We start from the raw sequence: 21,048 nt of genomic DNA, 5'->3' as shown, positions 1-21,048 counted from the left end.
TTTTTAGTCCTAATTTATAGGCTCACATCAGCACAAATGTAACTATTGTACAGCACTAAATCCTAATTTTCATTTAAAGCATTATGGTATTTTATAAACATCGCTTTACTTTTATTCAAAAAATAGGATAAAAACATGATAAATCTTAAATTTGTGAATCAAGAAATAAAACGTTTAAAAAGTTAAGATATGTATCAACGTCCTAGAAGAAATAGAAAATCAGCAGCAATTAGAGGTATGGTAGAAGAGAACCATATTGAAATTGCGCATTTAATCTATCCTTTGTTTATCGCAGAACAAGCAAATGAAAAATCAGAAATTGCTTCTATGCCTGGTATCTTTCGTTGGGGTACGGAAAAAGTCCTGACTGAAATTGAAGAATGTGTTCAGTTAGGTATAAAGAACTTTGTTTTATTTCCTGTGGTTCCTGAAAAATATAAAACGAAAAGGGGAGATTACAGTTATGATGATCAAAACTTTTATTTAAAAGTGGCTACGGAAATCAAAAAACGCTTTCCAGAAATATCATTAATGAGTGATGTGGCGCTCGATCCATATAGTATAGACGGACATGATGGAATTGTTGAAAATGGAATTATCCTTAATGACGAAACACTGCCAATCTTATCGCAAATGAGTTTAGCCCAAGCGCAGGCTGGATTTGACATTATTGGACCTTCGGACATGATGGATGGACGCATTAGAGCAATTCGTGAAATGTTAGACGATCATAAATATGACCAAACAAGTATCATGGCGTATAGTGCGAAATATGCAAGTGCTTTTTACGGACCATTTAGAGATGCTTTAGATTCAGCCCCAAAATCAGGTGATAAGAAGACCTACCAAATGAATCCAGCAAATAAAGAAGAAGCCATTTTGGAAGGGATTCTCGATATAGAAGAAGGTGCAGACTTTTTAATGGTGAAGCCCGCATTGTCTTATTTAGATGTTATACATACCTTAAATGATAACTTTATTCAACCGATTACAGCTTACAATGTATCAGGGGAATACGCAATGATTAAGGCGGCATCTGAAAAGGGATGGCTGGATTATAATAGTACGATGGTCGAAACGTTATTGAGTATGAGAAGAGCAGGAGCCAATGCTATTTTAACATATCATGCAAAAGACTTTGCTAAATTGAAGAAAGGATAAAAGTATAATTTCCTCTTTGGATTAATGGGTTTATAGTGTTTCTTTTTAAGTTTTTAAAACTTAAAAGACTACTTCAATTTATTTTACCTTTTACTATAGTTGAGCAAACAGAACTTACTATTAGTTAGGTGTATGGTTATGAATTAGGTTTTGGAAAAGTTTGGGGATATGAATTTAATCCAACAAATGGTCAAAACATGCCTCAGCTCGTTCGTCGGCTAACAGGTTTTTATTCCAAAAAAGGAGCTCAACAATAATTATATTATACTTAATAATAATGCTGTATCCAACGGAGTTTGTTTTTTATAAGTTCAAGGCACAAAACCACTCATATTCAAAGAAAATTGTAGTTTCATATTAAGGAAACATTTAGCCAAAATAATTAATAGGTTTATTTTAAATTTAAAACAATCATTTCTCTATTTAAGCGGTGACTATTTTAGTTGATTTTAAATTATCTTTGTCTCTAATTTTCAATGTCGAAGTTTGAAAGTTAGATATTCAGAAATTAGAATTTTAAAATTGAGGGTAATTTGTTGATTTCTTGTTATTCTGTGTACTTTATTTTTTAATTGATAAATATTTAATTTCGTTAAACCTTTTACATTTCCAATTGTAAATAAGCTTATAATTAAAAATAATTACCTTAATGAAACAGAATAGTTTATTCGCCACCGTATTCTTTTTGGCTACATATTTTCTTTCCTTTTCTCAAGACATAACGGTCAGTGGAACCATTACCGATGGTAGAAATGGAGAAGATTTATTCGGTGCATCAGTTGTAGTTACTGATATGTCCAATACCGGAGCCAGAACAAATGTTTATGGTTTTTACTCTTTAACCATTCCTGCAGGAAAACATCAATTATCCTATCGAAGCGCAGGATTTGAAAATCAAACTTTTGATTTAAACATCACACAAGATACATTAATCAACCTTGAGTTGTTTATGTCTGATGAAGTTCAAAAATTAGAAGAGGTCGAAATTAAATCAAAAAAAGCCAACAACAATATTACTTCAGCGCAAATGGAAGTAACACGTTTAGATCCTCAAGCGATTAAAACGATTCCCATTTTGTTTGGTGAACAAGATGTAATGAAAACCTTACAACTAACTCCTGGTATTAAAGGCGGTGGAGAGGGTAGCGCTGGTTTTTATGTGAGAGGTGGTGGAGCTGATCAAAATTTAATTTTACTTGATGAATCTACTGTTTACAATGCTTCTCACTTATTAGGTTTCTTTTCAGTATTTAATTCTGATGCTATAAAAGATGTGGCTTTGTACAAATCTGGAATTCCTGCTGAGTTTGGTGGTCGTGCTTCTTCAGTTATGGATGTTAGGATGAGAGATGGTAACAATAAGAACCTTGCAGCTTCAGGAGGGATCGGTTTAATATCTTCAAGGTTAACAGTAGAAGCTCCAATTGTTAAAGATAAAGGGTCTTTTATTGTTTCTGGTAGAAGAAGTTATGCCGATTTGTTTTTAGTTTTTTCAAAAGACGAACAAGTACGAGATGCAACATTATTTTTCTATGATTTAAATGCAAAAGCAAATTATAAACTTAATGATAAAAACCGTATTTACTTATCAGGTTATTTCGGGAGAGATAAGTTCGGATTAAGTGATGCTTTTGGTTTTAATTGGGGAAACAAGACTGGTACAATTCGATGGAACCATTTAATTAATGATAAGCTCTTCGTAAATACATCAGTGATATTTAGTTCATTTGACTACGAATTTAATATCGGTCAAGGTGAGGATGGATTTGGAATTATTTCTTCAATACGCGATATTAATGTTAAACAAGATTATAATTATTATTTGAATTCTAATAACAGCATCAAATTTGGAGTAAATGCCATTCACCATACTTTTATGCCAGGAGCTTTGGAAAGTGGATCAAATGTTGGATTTAACGAAATAGAACTTGAAGATCGTAATGCATTAGAACTCGGTGCTTATATCCAAAACGAACAAAAAATAGGGAATCGTTGGGCATTAATGTATGGTTTAAGATATTCTGGCTTCAACTATATGGGATCAGGAACAGCCTATGAATATAATGATGAAGGAGAAGTTACAAGTGAAAAATCTTATGATTCTTTTGAATCCATAAAATACTATCAAGGATTTGAACCACGTTTTTCAGCGAGTTATATCATTAATGAAAGCAATTCGATTAAGGTAGGATACAATAGAATTTACCAATACATTCACCAATTATCCAATACAACAACAAGCAGTCCAACGGATGTTTGGGTTCCAACTTCAAATAACGTAAAACCACAAATTGGTGATCAAATTGCTGTAGGTTATTATAAAAACTTCAAGAAAAATGAATATCAGGTCTCTGTTGAGACTTATTATAAATGGTTACAAAATCAAATCGATTATAAACCGAATGCAAACCTTGTCTTGAATGGTCAAATAGAAAAGGAATTAGTATACGGGAAAGGTAGAGCCTATGGTGTAGAATTTCAAATTAAGAAAACAAAAGGAGATTTCACTGGATGGTTTAACTATACTTTGTCAAGAGCCTTGAGGTCTTTCGATGATATTGATGGAGGAGAAGAGTTTTCAGCAAGACAGGATAGAATCCATGACATTAACTTGGTATTAACGTATAACATTAATAAAAAGTTCGTTGTGAGTTCAAGTTTTGTATATTACACAGGAGATGCTGTTACCTTTCCAAGCGCAATTTACGAGATGAATGGATATGAAGTTCCTTATGTAGGAAAACGAAATGGAAACAGATTACCAGATTATCACCGTTTAGACCTTGGGTTAACATGGTATTTAAAAGAGAGAAAAAATTATAAACACAATTTGAGCTTCTCTATTTACAATGTTTACAACAGAGAAAATGCGTTTTCTGTAAGATTTACTGATGATTTCGAAGGGAATACAACAGGTCAAACACAAGCAGTACAAACGGCATTATTTAAAATGATACCATCAATTACATATAACTTTAACTTTAAGTAAAATGAAGAAAATACTATTAATTTCAAGCTTAATATTGTTTATAACAAGTTCCTGCGAAAAAGTTATCGACCTTGAAACAAGCAATACAGAACCAAAAATGGTTATCGAAGCAAAATATGATGCTGTGAATGAAGAAGTCTTTGTAAAGATTTCTAAAACTGTTGATGTTTTCTCAACAGAAGATTTCCCGAATATTTCTGGTGCCACAGTGCAAATTACAGATGAAAATGGTACAACTACTGATTTAATAGATCAAGGTGATGGAACATATCTACTTGAAAATTATACACCTGTTTACAATTCATTATATTCGATGAAAGTCAATGTTGAAGGAGTAGCGTATGAGTCAAGTGATTATTTAAACCCAATAGTTCCTCTTGATTCTTTGACACAAGAATTACAACCTTCTTCTTCTTTTTTCGAAGGTGGATATGTAGTATATATGAATTTAACTGACCCTGTTGGTGAAAATTACTACAGAGCAATACGTAAAGTGAATGGCGAATACAGGCGAGATCTAGGTGATCAATTTTTATTTGATGATGGATTTTCAGAAGGAAATTCTCAAAAAGTTCCTTTGTTTTCAGAGTTTTACCAAGAAGATGACACCATAACAGTGGAGTTATTGTCATATAGTGATAATTCATTTACATATTTTCAAGAATTGAACGCAATAGCACAAGGTTCAGATGCATCTGCTGCACCTGCAAACCCAACATTTAGATGGTCAAATGATGCGCTTGGTAATTTTTCGGTATATGGTTTTGATTCTAAAACGATTATCATAGAAGAATAATCATAAATTATTGTTAATAACTATTCTATAATCCTTAACGGTTTCTTAATGTTTGTATGATTAACATGTTATACTTTTGTAAAAAATATATAAAATAAAATTATGAAAAAGTTTTACTTATTATCAATGCTATTTATAGCATCAACGATTTACGGACAATCTCCAATCATTACAATGATCATGGATGGAGATTGTAGTGGAGGAAACCCAAAAGCTATTGAAATTTATGCAGATGGTGCAGTAGATTTCTCAAATTACTCATTACAAAAGCAATCTAATGGAGGTGCTTGGGGAAGTGATTATGATTTATCTGCATTAGGTACAATTACTGACGAATTTGTTTATGTATACGCTGATGACCCATCATTTGTTACAGAATTCCCTACAGTAACAAATTCACATGCAGCAACTACTGCCGTTTTGTCTATCAATGGAGATGACGGAATTAGAATAATCGAAACTAGCTCTAGTAATGTTATTGACCAATATGCTGAGAACGGAATAGATGGTTCGGGAACAAATTGGGAATATAAAGATGGTTATGCAAAAAGAAATGACAATACAGGACCTGATGGTGCTTTTGTTGAAGCTAACTGGACTTTTTATAACGGAGCCTTAGATGGTCTTTGTGGAACAACAACATACGAGGTAATTACAAACGCTGGTTCTTACTCTAGTACTCCTGCAACTACACCAACAATTACAACTTCAACTTCAACAGTATCAGGAATAATTCAAGTTTTAGGAAATCCTTCTCCTGAGGAAACTATTGATGTGTCAGGTGTTGAATTGACTGATGATATTACTGTTGAGGTTACTTCAGGTGACTTTGAGATTTCATTGACTTCAATGTCTAACTTCGGAACTACAGTTACTTTACCAAATGTATCTGGAACAGTTGCTGCAACGACTATTTATGTTCGTTTGAATGGTTCAGCTGTTGCTAACCCAGTAAACGGTGAACTAACAATTACTTCAACTAATGCAACTGATGTAGTTGTTTCTCTAGAAGGTGCAATCGTTGAATATACTCCAAGTACAGTTGGTGATGTAACTACTGTAGATGCTGATGGTGTAGGTGAATCAATTGGAGAATACGTTTCTTTAACAGGTGTTCTTCACTGTGACGACTTTAGAGGAAGTGGTTACGATATCGTTTTGATTGACGCTAACAACGATGGAATTAGTATTTTTAGTTTCGATGATTTAGGAACTTACTCTCCAGTTGAAGGAGATGAAGTTACAGTAGAAGGTGTAATTGGACAATACAATGGTTTACTTCAAATTGAACCATCTTCAATTACTGTTGTTAGTCAAGGTGCTACTTTACAAACTCCAACTGTTGTAACAACTTTAGATGAGTCAACTGAAAGTCAGTCAATCATTTTGGAAAACCTTAACCTTGTTGATGGGGAAACAATGTGGCCAGACAATGACAATATTTATGTTACAAATGGTGTTGATACTTTCTTAGTAAGAGTACCAAGTTCTTCTGCTTTAGCAAACACTGCAACTCCAACAGGAACATTTAACTTGATGGGATTAGGAAAACAATACGATAGTAGTTCTCCATACGATTCAGGTTACCAAATTTTCCCATGTAGCGTTATTGAAAATGTTGGTGTAAACACTAACGTGTTAGCAAACTTAACTGTATATCCTAACCCTGTTCAAAATGAATTGAACATCTCTAACGAAAATGGAGTAATTGAGAACGTAACAATCGTTTCTGCTTCAGGAAGTGTTATTTACTCTTCTGTTGTTGAATCAAATAAGGTAACTGTAAATACTGCAAACTTTGATGCTGGTATCTACTTTGTTACTGTTCGTTCTGAAAACAATGTTAAGACTGTAAAAGTTGTTAAGTAATTAACAAAACAACTTCATAATATGAAAGTCCAGGCGAAATCGTCTGGACTTTTTTTATGTCCAAATAATTCTAAAACCAGAAACTTAATCGTTTTTAATCAAGCACAAAAGAATAAATAAGCTATTAACTAAGCATCTTAAAGATGTTAAGAGGCATTTGTAAAGCGATTTTTGTTTTGATCTAATTGATGAATAGGGCGGATTGATTTTCTAATATTACTCCACTTTTCAGGATATTGCTGCAGAAGATAATTGATTTTGTTTTTCTTCTTTTTTATTGCATCCGTAATGGCTGGCGGAGTGACTGGAGGTGTTAATTGTTTTGCTATATTTTTTCCGTTTACCGATTCTCCAGTTTCTAATAATCGTATTGCAGCTTCTTCATATTTTTCCAAGAGATCAAAAGTTTTTCCATCCTTGTAGTATTGAGGAATACTCGATGTCTTGGTTTTAAGAGGAGATCGCATAGAGTCAATTTGAAGATGATCAGTCGTAATTCGAATATGATCTTCACCTAATGATAGATTATACGCTAAATAAATAGCATCATCTATCGCGACTTCAATATTTTCAATAGACAACTTTTCTTTGGCCAACCTAAAAACAACTTGTTTGTCAACTGTAAAAGACGTTTTTAATTTCTTTTCCAACTGCTGTTTATATTCAGTAATTATTGTGCGAATAGAGTTACTATATAATAATTCAGTAGTTTTTAAATTCTCAGAAAGCTGTTTAATCTTTTCGTCCTTTTTGTTATTGATGTTCCTAACCCCTTGAAGAAATTTTCGCTCTTGTAATACCCTTTCATGTTCTGCATGAAAAATTGAACTCAACATATTGCTAAGGATTATTTTCTCTTGCGTACTTATTCCTTTAAAAGTGGTATTTAAACTTTTTAAAAACACATTTTTTGGAAAGGCTATCAGAATAAGGTCTTTAAATTCATCAACTGGCGAGGGGAAGTAAAGCTTTAAAACATTAAGCGAATCTTCATCCTCAATGCTCAATTGACTTTTTGAAATAGTATCATTTCCAAATATATCGGATTGATTGGACCATTCAGTCACCTGTGAGCAACTTCTGATTTTCTGCGCCTTAACTTTAAGAAAGTCACTCAAGGATTCATCATCAAGTGATGTACGTAATTGCTTATCAAAATCCATGTATAAAGCAGCACTCACCGAGACCCCAGGAAGGAAGTCGGCAATCCTTTCAATAAGATAAGGAATTGGGTGATATGTACCGGCGAGTCTCACGAATTAACAAATGTAAGAAAACTTAACTTAATAATTTGCTTAATCAAAGACTTAATCTACTTAATTAAGTTTAATCTATTCATTGAATTGCAACTTACTACTTAATCGCATAAAGAGAATCATTTATCTCTACGAACTTTGCAGAGAACAATAGATATAGTCATGGAAGTAGCAATAACAAGTGAACATAGAGAATTAATAGAAGGAATTCAATCTGAATTAAATAATATTAAGCATGAAGTAATAGAATTAAGTATTCAATTTTATATTCAGTTAAAGTCAATTCTTCTTCAGTTTTTAATCAGTTATAAAGAATATTCATTCACAAACATCAAGGAGTACGGTATGACAGAAATTTTAATGAATCGTGCGAATCGTTTTTTTAAACTCGAACAAGAGTTTGAAGGACCAATTAAAAAGAGAAAATCTCCACGTAAAAAGAAGTTTTTTAAAAAGCAAAATAAAACACAAGGCACCACATTATCTACAAATAGAAATAAAAGTATTCGAAAGGAGAGGGGGCACATAAAATTGAGTGTTAGAAAGATTTCTAAATATATATTGTTACCATTTTATTTATGCTTGGTTGCAATCGGAATACTCTTAAAATCAAAAGATAACAAGAAAAAAGATAAAAATGTAAAAAACACCTATTCACCATATTGATTTAATAATGAGTGCTTTACAGCCTTATAATTGAATAAAAACTAAAATAATCTGTTTAAAAATGTCAATTTATTTAGAAAAACGTAACTTGTTGATAGAATGCACGTAAGAGTAAAGCGTAATCATAAACGAAACACTATGTTAAATCGATATGTTATCGCCTTGAACCGATTGAAGATGGCTGAAAGACAACTTGCAAAGCGTCAAAAACAAGGAATTAAAAGTAGTTTATCTATTATTGAAGTTGCAGAAATCATGGATATCGTCAGAAAGTATCCATCCAAAAAAATTGAACATGAAAATCTGTTTACTTGCGGATTTTCAAAGAATTAGATCAGTTCAAAGATGTTCAATGTTTTATAGTTTATAAATTGTTTTATTTAGAGAAGGAGGGACTTGTTCCCTCTTTTTTTTGCTTTATACTTAATCAATAGCTATTATAACATGAAGGAATAACGAAAGTCTGAATTAGAAAAGGGTAGAAGACAGCCATTTTTGTTTCCAAGATATCAATGCTATTAATTCTTATCAAAAAGAAAAACTAATTATATGTTATTGGATATTTACATAATTGAATAACTTATTTATACAGTTCCTATTGCTGCAAAACATAGTATAAATCTTGACTAATTTTTCAGTTACAGTCTGTTTACATTCGTTTACATATCAAAACTACAATAATTAACTTTTGTAACATTGTATAATGTATTGGTAATATACTTTTGTAAATTATAAGAAATATTTTATATCTTTACAATAAACAAATGTATATGTCAATTAGCGAAAGGTTACAAATGGTGATAAAGATGAATGGGATGACGAATGCTGCATTTGCAGATAAAGTAGGAGTACAGCGCTCTAGTATATCCCATGTTTTAGCAGGAAGGAATAAGCCAAGTATTGACTTTATACAAAAAACCTTAAATACTTTTCCAAAGGTAAATGCAGACTGGTTAATTACCGGAAAGAAGATTGGTAGGACTATCGATGATTCTCAGCAAGTAGAATCGATGGAGGCTGAATCCACTTCAAAAGAACAGCCTCAGGTTAGAGAAGAAGAGCCTAGACGTTACAACAACGCACCAGTCACAGATCTACCAGAAACAAGTAGCAATACTTTAAGTAAGACTAAAAAGATCTCTAGAATAGTTGTTTTTTATGAAGATGGAACCTTTGAAACTTCCCTTCCTAGAAACTAATCTCTCCAGACCCTAAGAGTTCGGAATTTTCGTTATAAAACGCACAAAATTGTCCAGGTGTAATTCCACGTTGAAGCTCATCAAATAAGACATACGTAAAGTCTTCCTTTTTCAATACTTTTGCAGATTGTAATTCTTGACGGTATCGAATCCTAACTTTAACATCTAATACTTCTCCTAACTTAAACTTATTCTTTAAGTTAGTATAACTAAATGATTTATTATCAATTTTTAAAGCTATCTTATTTAAACCAGGGTGACTGTCTTTTTGACCACTGAAAATAAGATTCTTTTTGGTGTCAACTTGAAGTACAAATGATGGATTTGGTCTACCGCCAATATGCAAGCCTTTACGTTGTCCAATAGTATAAAAATGAGCACCTTGATGTTCTGCAACCTTAATTCCATCCGATTCCTTAAATTCAATTGGAGCAACTAACTCTTCTATATGATCAAAATCTCTTGGAATGGCATGATGGTTTTGAATAACATCCAAGTCTTCAGGTATTTCAATAATGTTACCTTGTTTAACTTTAAGTTGCTGTTGTAAAAAGTCTGGTAAACTTACTTTTCCAATAAAACAAAGCCCTTGAGAATCTTTTTTGTCAGCTGTAATTAAATCCTGATCCTTCGCAATTTTACGTACTTCAGATTTTTGTAAATCTCCAACAGGAAACAATGCTTTAGATAATTGCTCTTGATCTAATTGACATAAAAAGTAAGATTGATCCTTATTTTGATCTAAACCAGCAAGTAAACTAACGCTACCATCTTCATTCTCTTGTCGTCTGCAATAATGTCCTGTGGCTACATAATCAACACCAAGTTCAAGTGCTCGTTTCATGAATACATCGAATTTAATTTCGCGGTTACACAAAACATCTGGATTAGGCGTGCGTCCAGCAGCATATTCATCAAACATATATTCAACAATACGCTCTTTGTATTCTTTACTAAGGTCTATGACTTGAAACGGAATTCCAAGCTTGTTTGCGACGAGTAAAGCGTCATTTGCATCATCAATCCAAGGACATTCATCCGAAAGTATAACCGATTCATCATGCCAATTCTTCATGAATAATCCAATCACATCGTATCCTTGTTCCTTTAGTAAATAAGCGGCTACACTTGAATCTACACCTCCTGATAATCCTACTACTACACGTTTCATGCTATAAATTTAAGAGTGCAAATCTACGGAAGTTTTATGTTTAAACAAAACAAGGTAGTGTTTACAAGTGTAATGTGATATGTTATTGTTTTGTGAAAAATATATTTTACAAAAGTAAAACAATGTTAGAGATCGTTTTTAGAAGATGTTACAAATGTAATCATACTTGTTATTTTGTGTTAATTACATTGTTTACAATTGTAACCTCATATAATAGACTTATTATTTAATTATATTTATCCTATGAAAAAAATGATGCTAATAATAGCTGCAACTTTTATATGGGCTGGTAGCGCCCTTACACAATGCGAGGAGATTTATCTAAAAGGTTATGTCATTGATACAGTGAAAAACCAAGGTTTTTATAATTTGATGGTGATCAATGTTACCACACAACAAGGTGTTTTTGGTCGTCCAAATGGAGAATTCTCTGTTTACGTTCGTCCAAAGGATAAAATCGCTTTCTCTGTTAAAGGTTATGGAAAAAAATTTATAGAAATTCCAAAGCAAGACCGTTGTGCTATTGATACTGTCGTTTATTTAAGTCCTAACATTCAAAAAATTGAAGAGGTAACCGTATACCCAATTAAATCTCTTGATAAAATAAAGGAAGAGCGTGAAGCTTTAAGTCGACGAGAAACAAGAACGGTTACAGGTGTGGATATGTTAAAAAGTCCTATTACAGCACTTTATGAAAGATTTAGTAAGAAAGCTCAATCCAAGAGACTTGTTGCTGAAATGGAACATCAAGACAATATCAATCTAGTGGTTAAAGAATTGATTCGGGTTTATGTTTCCTTTGATGTTGTCCACCTAGAAGAAGACCAGTTTGTTGGTTTTATCAACTTTTTGAACATCGACGAACATTTTCTAAAGACAGCTTCAGATTATGAACTAATTGTTTACATCAAGGATAAATTAGATCATTACAAATCATTACACCCTTATCTATTTGATTAGATAAGGGTAGAACGAAATTTTTATAGAACGATGTAAATATATGATGGAAAACGAATTGAATTAATCTTCTTTTCGCTTTCTACGCGGACGCATTACTCTTCTTTCACTTGTTTTCACTTCTTTTACTTCTTTTCTCGGCTTTGAAGGTCGATCAGAACGCTCTGGTCTTGAAGGTTTAGATTTGAAAGATTCTTTTGGCTTATTAATATTTTGTGGACGCTTTTCTTTTGGTGTAGCTAATTTAACATCAAGAACTCTACCATTAACTTCCATCCCGTTTAATGCGCTAATAGCTGCATTGGCAAGTGAAAGATCTTCCATTTCAACATAACCGTATCCTTTGGATTTTTTGGTTTTATTATCATATACAACATGTGCGTATGACACTTCACCAAATTGTGAAAATGTGGCTCTCAGGTCTTCGGATGTGATTCCAAAATCTAGGTTGGCTATAAAAATATTTGTCATTATCTAAAATGTTTCTCTGAACTGGGTGCAAATTTACTTCTTACTGTTAAAATATCAGCATGATTTTTAATTATAATTGGATTTTTTGTTAAAATATTCCATTTAGAGTGTCATCATTTCTTTAAAACGAATAGTCTGACGTCTTGAAATTTCAATCTCAACCTTATCTGAAAAGGTTAATTTCAATCCTCCATTAAACCAGTTTTCAATATTTTGTATATGATGAAAATTGACTAGGTACTTTCTATTGGCTCTAAAAAAATCTTCTGTTGATAATCGATCCTGTAATGCATTCAAACTTCTCAATATCATTGGATGATGGTCATTAAAGAATATCTTTACATAATTCCCTTGACTTTCAAAGTAACGAACTTCTGATAATTTAGGGAAATAACACTTTTCACCATCTTTAATAAAAATGTGATCATCTATAGTTAACTTTCTATTTGAACGCTCACTCTCTGTTGGAGAGAAAAAATCATCTTCACTATTGGTACTTAACTTTTCAATTGCCTTCTTTAATGCATCGGCTTCAATAGGTTTGAGTAGATAGTCTGTTGCACCAACTTTAAAAGCTTCAAGTGCGTAATTGTCATAAGCTGTAACAAAAATTACTTTTGGTATTTCCTCTAATCGATTTATCACCTCAAATCCATCCATTTCTGGCATTTGAATATCCAAAAAGATCAAGTCCGGATTTAGTGACTCAATCATTTTTATTGCTTCCTTCCCGTTACTTGCCTCACCGATGATTTCAATTTCATTCTTATGATTCTCTAACATGTGTTTAAGCTCTTGTCTAGCCAAACGTTCATCGTCTATAATGATTACTTTTAATTGTTCCATTTAAAGTTGATTTTGATTAATCCAAATGCATGCGTGAACTTTACCGTTCTTATTTTTTATCTCGTATCCTGCCGCTTGACCATAAATAATTTCCAATCTTCTGCGGCTATTTTTAATTCCTATTCCAGACTCTTTACTATCGTTATATATACCATCATTAATAACGTTCAAAACAAATTTATTGTTTTCAATTGAAATCTTAATATTGATTTCACCACCTTCAACTCGTTGTGAAATCCCGTGTTTTAAAGCATTCTCAACCAAACTTTGCAAAAGGAAAGGAGGAAGGTGAATCGATTGTTGTATCTCATTGTTTAATGTGTATTTCAATCGTTCCTCAAAACGTATTTTCTCAAGTCTTAAATACTCTTCAACCAATTGCAATTCTTCTTTCAAGTTTATTTTTGCTCGCTTTCCTAAAATTAGTGAATTACGTAATAAACTGGAAAGTGTGGTAATGGCCGATTTTGCCGTTTTGGGCTCAATCTCTATTAAGGCGCGAATGCTATTTAAAGAATTAAATAAAAAGTGAGGATTCAATTGATCCCGTAATGTTTTTAATTCATTCTGCGTTTGACTGGTTTGAAGTTTAAGATTGTTGATTTCTTGTAATCTAGATTTTTGCAATAAATGGTATGTCAAATAAACGGCGCTCCACATAATTAGAAATATAGAGTACAACAAAGTGTTGATTAAAAATTCTGAAAGAGTCAACCATTCTTCATTATAAAACAAGGTGTTGCTCGTATTGGATATCACCATTAATATTAAAGACATGGCAGTAACTAGACTCAGGATTCTTGGAATTAAAGGAGTTAGTTTTAAATTCAACCATTCTTTCTTAATAAATACCCAACGGATAAAATGCGAAACGATTAAAAGAGAAATGTATAACTCAACAATTTTATAAGCGGTCTTGTCATTGAATTCACCTTGAATATAGGTTGATACCCCAATAATTGAACATAGAATTCCCCATGAGATTATTTGAACAAACCAGTAAAGAAGTGTATGTTTTAACATTGCTTAAAAATAATTATTATTTTAGAATAAGTTAAAATAAGTTCATAATTGAGCTCTTTATTTGAATTTCTTACCTAGGTAGTTATCTTTGTTGGGATATGAAAAAAATTGAGTCTATTATTACAGCTAATTTCAAAGATATTCATCATAAAGTGTTGACCAACATTCGTTACACTTCTAATCACATTGGTTCCTATTACCATCATCAGTTAGAAGAATATGACTTAAGTATGGCACAATTTAATATCTTGAGAATTTTAAGAGGAGCGAAGAAGAAGTTGAACATCAAAACGGTGAAGGACCGCATGATTGAAAAATCACCGAATACTACGCGACTTATTGATAAACTCATCAGCAAAAAGTTCGTAAAAAGAAGTAAAGGTACTAAGGATAAAAGAGTGGTTGAATTAGAAATTACTCAACAAGGGCTTGACGTTTTATCACAACTGGATGTACAATTTGAGGATAATCACTTTAAGAACTTAACAAATGAAGAAGCTGAAACATTGAGCTATTTGTTAGATAAATTCCGCAATCAGTAAGTTTTACATACCTGAAAAGCTTATTTCGTTAGCTTTCAGTTAAAGCTATTTATTTAATCATTTGATTTATTAATTTCGCACAAAATTCACTTTATGCAATATTATTTTTGCCTCATTTTCGTCCTCGTTTCTACACTTGGATTTACTCAAAGTAAACTTTCTTTGAAAGTTGTCGACGATAATGAAGCGCCTATTGAATACGCAAATTTTCGCTTATTTTCACCAATCGATTCATCTGTTGTTAAAGGAGAATATTCCTCTTTAGAAGGGAAGATAGTGTTGGAAAATGTTCCTGCTGGAAATTACTATGCTGTGATTTCTTTTTTTGGTTTTAAAAACCACCAAATTGATCAATTTGAAATTATCAAAAACAAAAATCTCAACCTAGGAACTATTAAGTTGACTAAAATAAAAAGTCAAGACCTTGAAGAGGTAGAAATTAGAGGAGAAACTTCCTTAATGGAGTCAAGCATTGACAAAAGAACATACAATGTTAGCGAAGATATGACTGCTGTTGGTGGTGGACTTACTGAAGTTTTAAATAATATTCCATCAGTAGAAGTTGACAATGACGGAAATGTTTCACTACGTGGAAATGGAAGTGTCACAATATTAATTGATGGCCGACAAAGTGTATTGTCTAGCGGAGATGGTGCACTAGATGGTATTCCTGCCAGTGCCATTGAGAGAATTGAGTTAGTGACAAATCCTTCTGCAAAATACAACCCTGAAGGAACAGCAGGAATAATCAATATTGTCTTAAAAAAGAAAAAACTCCGCGGTATCAATACAAACGTCCAGTTAACCGCAGCAAGCGAAAATCTTTATAGCGCTAATGTTGGATTCAATATTAGAAATGAAAAAATCAATTTTTACGCAAGTTATTCATATAGGTATAGAGAAGGATTCAGAAATAACTTTAATGAAAGAACTTCTAATCTTGGTAGCTCTACTGAGTTCTTGACTCAAGATAGATTGGGAACTGATTTCCGTGAATCACATACTGGAAAAATAGGTGCTGATTTCTTTTTGGCAGACAATCAAGTATTTGGGATTTCTGTTGCAGGAACAGATACAGACCGTATCAGAGAAGGTCGACAAGATAATGAATTGTTTTATGATGATGCACTTTATCAAACCTGGGATCGTCAAGTTTACGACCCTAGAACACGAAAATCATTAGATATTAACGCCAATTACAAATTAGATTTTAAAGATGAAAAAGGAGATTTAATCATAGCTGCTTCACAATCTTTAGGAGATGAACTTTCAATTGGTGAATTCAAAGAAAATTACTACAACCCAGATGGTACACCAACTTCCAACTCATACCGTTTTCAAAATCAAGAACGCACTGAAGATAAAAGTAACTTTATTGTTTCAACAGATTTAGTTCGAGAAATCAATAAAAACATGAAGTATGAAGCTGGATTGCAAACAAGAATTAGCCGACAAAATGAAGGAAATTATTTAGAGTATTATGATACCATCACGGAGACCGTTCTTCCAGATCCTAATGTGAATAATGAATTGGCGTTTGATGAAGAAATTTATTCTGCATATGGAATTTTCGGTCATCAATTAACAGATAAATTCAAATATCAAGCAGGTGTTCGATTAGAACAAGCCTTTGTAGAGCCTCGTTTATTGACGACAAATGAATCTTTCGAAAACAACTATTTTAGTTTCTTCCCATCTATTCATGCTTCTTATGGAAATGATGAAAAGGGTGAAATTTTTGGTAGTTACAGTAGAAGAATCAATCGACCTGGTTCAAGAGAAGTAAATCCTTTTCCAGTATATAGCGATCCTCTAAATTTAAGGGTTGGAAATCCTGCAATCAGACCAGAATACATCAACTCTTATGAATTAGGTTATGAGAAAATTTGGAAATCAGCTTCTTTAACAAGTACCTTATATTTCAAGCAAACAGTGGATAGAATTCAACGAATTCGTCAATTTTATGATGATGGTGTAAGTATCACAAGTTTTGCCAATGTTGATGAAAGTTATGATTATGGAGTGGAGTTAATTGGAACGTATTCTCCTTTTAAATGGTGGAAAAACATGGTTTCTATAAACGCATACGAAAGTCGTTTGTCAGCAGAAATTAATGGAACAACATTGAGTAACCAAGGAGTAAGTTGGGATGCGAAATTAAATTCTACATTTTCATTTTTCGACAATACAACAGCTATTCAATTAAACGCTCAATATATCGCTCCACGTTATACTGTTCAAGGGATTTATCAACGTAACCCAGGAATTGACATTGGTTTTACAAGAACTTTGATGGACAAGAAAATGGTGCTTGGTGTTCGTGTTACAGATGTATTTAACCAAAAAGGATTCTACTTTGAAATTAATGATGGAACGGTAATTCAAGAAACGGAATATAAGTGGACAACAAGACGTTTGTATTTGACACTGTCTTATAAATTTGGAAATTTAACCACTAAAAACAAGGAGTTAAGAGATAAAATAAAAGATGCAGAAATAGAGGAGTAATGGAGTTTTAAGTTCTTTCAATCACAAAATCGTTTAATTCTGCTATTTTTGTAAAAACACATTTTATGACTACAAAAATTGGTATAATAAGAGAGGGTAAAGTTCCGCCAGATCAGCGTGTTCCTCTTTCACCGGATCAATGCCTTCGCGTTATGGAGGAATATCCAAATGTTGAATTAGTTGTTCAATCAAGTCCAATTAGGGCTTTTAAAGACAAAGAATATTCAGATTTAGGTGTACCAATTGTAGATTCAGTTGAAGATTGTGATATTGTGATGGGAGTAAAAGAGGTCAACATTGAAGACTTAATCCCAAACAAACAGTTTTTCTTTTTCTCACATACTTTCAAGAAACAACCATATAATAGAGATTTACTTCAAGCAGTAATTGACAATAAAATCAAATTGACAGATTACGAAGTGTTGACAGACAAAAATGGTCTTAGAATCATTGGATTTGGTCGATACGCTGGAATTGTTGGTTGTTATAATGGATTCCGTACCTATGGACTCAAACATGATTTATATGATTTGAAACCTGCAAACAAGTGTGATGATCGCAAGGAAATGGAAAGTGAACTATCTAAAGTAAAACTTCCATCAAACACTAAGATTGTTTTAACGGGTTTTGGTAGAGTAGGTCACGGTGCTTTAGAAATCATCAATTTACTTCCTATTAAAGAAGTGACGCCTGAAGAGTTTAAAAATGAAGAATTCGGTGAGCCGGTATTTACTCATTTAAACTTTTCAGATTATTTGGAACGTGAGGATGGAAAAGAATTTGACAGAGATGCATTCTTTGAAAGCGGACAGAGTCATCGTTCTACGTTCAATCAATATTTAAGCGAAACTGATATGTATATCGCTTGTCATTATTGGGAAAGCAGTTCACCTTATTTTTTTACAAGAGAAGACCTCAAGAAGGAGAATCTACGACTATCAGTAGTCGCTGATATTTCGTGTGACATCGATGGTCCAGTAGCTTCTACTATTCGTCCAAGTACAATAGCAGATCCTATTTATGGTTATCATCCAGCACAAGAAAAAGAGGTTGATTTTAAAGATCCTGATGCAATTGCTGTTATGGCGGTTGATAATCTTCCATGTGAATTACCAAAGGACGCTTCAAAAGATTTTGGAAATGAGTTGATAAAACATGTTTTACCTGCTTTGTTTGGAGAAGACCCTCATAAAATTATCGAAAGAGGATCTCAAACAACAAAAGAGGGTGAACTTTCAGCTGATTTTAAATACCTTGAAGATTATTTAGCAGGGAAAGAATAACACCTTAACATCGATAAAATGACAGAGTTTTTTAGTGACATCTCCTTATGGTTGCTCGTTCCGTTGGCTATTATTGCTGTTACTATCTCATTCGTTTTATACCGTAAAAAGGGATGGATAAAAGAGATTTCTGCTTTCAATCGTTTTGCTTTAATCTCTCTAAGGAGTTTAGGATTATTCTTAATTGGATTACTACTCTTAGGAATTTTAATCAAAGGTGCTAAAAGTGAAGTCGATCAACCATTGATATTAACATTAGTTGATAATTCTGAATCTATGTTGAACTATTCTGATAGTTCAACAGTTGAACAGTTAAGTAAAGAGTTCATCACTGAAGCTGGAAACAACTTTAAATCAGATTTTAATAGTTTAACCTTTGATTTAAATAAGAGCTTAGAAAACCCTGACTCACTTGTTTTTAATAATTCAAAAACTGATTTAAGTCAGCTATTCAATCGCACATATAATAATTACTACGGAAGGAATATTGGTGCGGTTATTTTACTTTCAGATGGGAATTATAATGAAGGATCAACACCTTTATCAATTGCTCAGAAATTTAAAAACACCCCAGTTTATACCTTATCAGTTGGTGATACCATTCAAAAAGTAGACCACAGTATTAAAAATATAACTTCAAATAAAATTGCTTTTTTAGACAATAAATTCCCTGTTGAAGTAAGTATTGAAGGAAATAAAACTCCAGAAGTTGCTTTTGAAATTAAACTTATAGAAGGAGGGAAGATCATAGATTCTAAAACTTTAAAACACCAAAAAGAAAGCTACAGTCTACTGAAAACTGAGTTTATCCTTGATGCTAAATCACTTGGTATCCATGAATATACTGTCCAAATTAGTGCAATTGACAATGAGTATAATTTAAAAAACAATGAAAAATCATTTTTCGTAGAAGTACTTGATGACAGGTCAAATGTTCTGCTTGTTTCTGAAGGAATTAATCCAGATGTCGGAGCCATTAAAAACGCCTTATCTACGGAGGACAATCTACAAGTGAAAACAGTAACAATTGATGAAATTCCAACTGAGTTAGAAAGTTTCGATCTTGTGATTTGGCATAATCCTGGAGTTGCAAATAATAACGCTGCTTTTAATCAATTGCTGAAGACAAATACTCCTAAATGGTTTATTGTAACTGCCCAAACAAAAAGAGTCGATATAGCGAAAATTCAATTGTTAGCAAATATTTCAACGACAGGTTCTGCAGATAACTTTGGAGCAACTTTCAACCCTTCCTTTAATTTGTTCAAACTCTCTTCTGAGACTCAGAAAAACATGAATCAATTTCCACCTTTAAATGGACATTATGGTGATGTCAGATATACAAATAAGTCTTCTATTTTGGCTTACCAAAGTGTTGGCGGAATCCAGAAACAAGATGCTCTATTTTTCTTTGGTGGACAGCAAGATGAGAAGTTTGCGGTTACTTATGGAAGTGGTTTATGGAGTTGGAGGATTGCAGACTATCAAATGAATCAAAGTCATATCCATTTTAATGAAATTGTACATAAAACTGTTCAGTATTTAATTCTAAAAGAAAACACCTCTCGATTAAGAATACAACTACCTTCTGTGTTGAATAGTTCTGAAGAAATGATGATTAATGCTGCGTTTTACAACAAAAGTTATGAGGCAATTACTACACCAACTATACAATTTGAACTAACAGCACCCAATGGTGAAAAATTTGACTATTCATTTTTACCCTTAACAGACAATTATGCATTAGATCTTGGCCAATTGAACCCTGGAAAGTATACTTGGAAAGCAACTACGGAGTACAATGGATCAACTTTCATGAAAGAAGGAACTTTTGGAGTAAAGTCACTTGAATTGGAAAAACAATCTACCAAAGCAGATCATCAAATGTTGATACAAATGGCTGAAAATGGAAATGGAAAATTTGCAATGCTTTCAGATTATCAATTAATCCTTGATGATATTAAAGAGCGTGATGACATTACTCCAGTTGCCTATGAAGCCAGTACTTACCATAAATTAATCGATTATATCTGGTTGATGTTCATCATTATTGCCCTTTTCACTATTGAATGGATAATGCGCAGATATTTAGGAAGCTACTAAGTTTTCACCAGTAGGCGAAAACAGTATTGAGCAAGAGTATTGAGCATACAGGCGTAATCAACTTTGTTCTTAGTTAGAAACAGTTTGGAGGAAGAGTTCTGAATATACGGCTGAAATTAACCATACCGCAGGTGAAAACAGTATTGAGCAAGAGTTTTGAGCATACAGGCGTAATCAACAATGTTCATAGGTAAAAGATAGTTTGGAG

The 21,048-nt window shown here is 32.7% G+C and carries 17 protein-coding genes; 12 read left to right on the top strand and 5 right to left on the bottom strand.

Annotation, left to right across the window (positions count from 1 at the left end):
- Window positions 1-189: 189 nt before the first annotated feature.
- From hemB to DXU93_RS04650, 4 genes are all read left to right on the top strand, one after another.
- Window positions 190-1,161: a porphobilinogen synthase gene (hemB, locus tag DXU93_RS04665; RefSeq protein ID WP_116880096.1), complete on the top strand. Its 972-nt coding sequence runs from the start codon at window positions 190-192 to the stop codon at window positions 1,159-1,161.
- A gap of 649 nt (window positions 1,162-1,810) precedes the next feature.
- A complete protein-coding gene (locus DXU93_RS04660; RefSeq protein ID WP_116880095.1) occupies window positions 1,811-4,150 on the top strand; it encodes a TonB-dependent receptor in 2,340 nt (779 codons plus the stop codon).
- Window position 4,151: 1 nt separating this feature from the next.
- A complete protein-coding gene (locus DXU93_RS04655) occupies window positions 4,152-4,946 on the top strand; it encodes a DUF4249 domain-containing protein (RefSeq protein ID WP_116880094.1) in 795 nt (264 codons plus the stop codon).
- 102 nt (window positions 4,947-5,048) lie between these two features.
- On the top strand, window positions 5,049-6,815 hold the full coding sequence (locus DXU93_RS04650) for a T9SS type A sorting domain-containing protein (RefSeq protein WP_116880093.1): 1,767 nt from the start codon (window positions 5,049-5,051) through the stop codon (window positions 6,813-6,815).
- Window positions 6,816-6,961: 146 nt separating this feature from the next.
- Here DXU93_RS04650 and DXU93_RS04645 read toward each other — a convergent pair whose 3' ends face one another.
- Window positions 6,962-8,071, bottom strand: a complete 1,110-nt coding sequence (locus DXU93_RS04645) for a hypothetical protein (RefSeq protein WP_116880092.1) — start codon at window positions 8,069-8,071, stop codon at window positions 6,962-6,964.
- Between the two features lie 162 nt (window positions 8,072-8,233).
- Here DXU93_RS04645 and DXU93_RS04640 point away from each other — a divergent pair, with 162 nt between their 5' ends.
- From DXU93_RS04640 to DXU93_RS04630, 3 genes are all read left to right on the top strand, one after another.
- The gene (locus DXU93_RS04640) at window positions 8,234-8,737 is read left to right on the top strand and encodes a hypothetical protein (RefSeq protein WP_116880091.1); all 504 of its coding nucleotides are present in this window, start codon (window positions 8,234-8,236) and stop codon (window positions 8,735-8,737) included.
- A 138-nt stretch (window positions 8,738-8,875) separates the two neighbouring features.
- Complete coding sequence (locus DXU93_RS04635; protein ID WP_123776046.1) at window positions 8,876-9,070, top strand: hypothetical protein; 195 nt, start codon at window positions 8,876-8,878, stop codon at window positions 9,068-9,070.
- A 437-nt stretch (window positions 9,071-9,507) separates the two neighbouring features.
- On the top strand, window positions 9,508-9,936 hold the full coding sequence (locus DXU93_RS04630; protein WP_165851334.1) for a helix-turn-helix transcriptional regulator: 429 nt from the start codon (window positions 9,508-9,510) through the stop codon (window positions 9,934-9,936).
- On the opposite strand, the gene mnmA is transcribed toward DXU93_RS04630, so the two are convergent.
- Window positions 9,926-11,107 carry a tRNA 2-thiouridine(34) synthase MnmA gene (gene mnmA / locus DXU93_RS04625; RefSeq protein ID WP_116880088.1) on the bottom strand — a complete coding sequence of 394 codons (1,182 nt, stop codon included), beginning with the start codon at window positions 11,105-11,107 and terminating at the stop codon, window positions 9,926-9,928. The two genes, DXU93_RS04630 and mnmA, sit on opposite strands and share 11 nt — an antisense overlap.
- A 252-nt stretch (window positions 11,108-11,359) precedes the next feature.
- On the opposite strand from mnmA, the gene DXU93_RS04620 reads away from it, so the two are divergent.
- Window positions 11,360-12,067 carry a hypothetical protein gene (locus DXU93_RS04620; protein ID WP_123776045.1) on the top strand — a complete coding sequence of 236 codons (708 nt, stop codon included), beginning with the start codon at window positions 11,360-11,362 and terminating at the stop codon, window positions 12,065-12,067.
- 60 nt (window positions 12,068-12,127) lie between these two features.
- On the opposite strand, the gene DXU93_RS04615 is transcribed toward DXU93_RS04620, so the two are convergent.
- The 3 genes from DXU93_RS04615 to DXU93_RS04605 form a co-directional block, all read right to left on the bottom strand.
- Window positions 12,128-12,535 (bottom strand): RNA recognition motif domain-containing protein, encoded by a 408-nt coding sequence (locus tag DXU93_RS04615; RefSeq protein WP_116880086.1) that lies wholly within the window; start codon window positions 12,533-12,535, stop codon window positions 12,128-12,130.
- Between the two features lie 102 nt (window positions 12,536-12,637).
- Window positions 12,638-13,381, bottom strand: a complete 744-nt coding sequence (locus DXU93_RS04610) for a LytR/AlgR family response regulator transcription factor (RefSeq protein ID WP_116880085.1) — start codon at window positions 13,379-13,381, stop codon at window positions 12,638-12,640.
- Window positions 13,382-14,404 carry a sensor histidine kinase gene (locus DXU93_RS04605; RefSeq protein ID WP_116880084.1) on the bottom strand — a complete coding sequence of 341 codons (1,023 nt, stop codon included), beginning with the start codon at window positions 14,402-14,404 and terminating at the stop codon, window positions 13,382-13,384.
- Between the two features lie 98 nt (window positions 14,405-14,502).
- Here DXU93_RS04605 and DXU93_RS04600 point away from each other — a divergent pair, with 98 nt between their 5' ends.
- The 4 genes from DXU93_RS04600 (at window position 14,503) to DXU93_RS04585 (ending at window position 20,840) form a co-directional block, all read left to right on the top strand.
- Window positions 14,503-14,946, top strand: a complete 444-nt coding sequence (locus DXU93_RS04600) for a MarR family winged helix-turn-helix transcriptional regulator (protein WP_116880083.1) — start codon at window positions 14,503-14,505, stop codon at window positions 14,944-14,946.
- Between the two features lie 93 nt (window positions 14,947-15,039).
- Window positions 15,040-17,454: an outer membrane beta-barrel family protein gene (locus DXU93_RS04595; protein WP_116880082.1), complete on the top strand. Its 2,415-nt coding sequence runs from the start codon at window positions 15,040-15,042 to the stop codon at window positions 17,452-17,454.
- Window positions 17,455-17,519: 65 nt separating this feature from the next.
- Window positions 17,520-18,737 carry an NAD(P)-dependent oxidoreductase gene (locus DXU93_RS04590; RefSeq protein ID WP_116880081.1) on the top strand — a complete coding sequence of 406 codons (1,218 nt, stop codon included), beginning with the start codon at window positions 17,520-17,522 and terminating at the stop codon, window positions 18,735-18,737.
- Between the two features lie 18 nt (window positions 18,738-18,755).
- Window positions 18,756-20,840 carry a DUF4352 domain-containing protein gene (locus DXU93_RS04585; protein WP_116880080.1) on the top strand — a complete coding sequence of 695 codons (2,085 nt, stop codon included), beginning with the start codon at window positions 18,756-18,758 and terminating at the stop codon, window positions 20,838-20,840.
- Window positions 20,841-21,048 lie beyond the last annotated feature (208 nt).

It is taken from the genome of Brumimicrobium aurantiacum (assembly GCF_003402975.1).
Taxonomy (GTDB): Bacteria; Bacteroidota; Bacteroidia; order Flavobacteriales_D; family Crocinitomicaceae; genus Brumimicrobium; species Brumimicrobium aurantiacum.
This window is presented reverse-complemented; position numbering and strand designations above follow the sequence as displayed.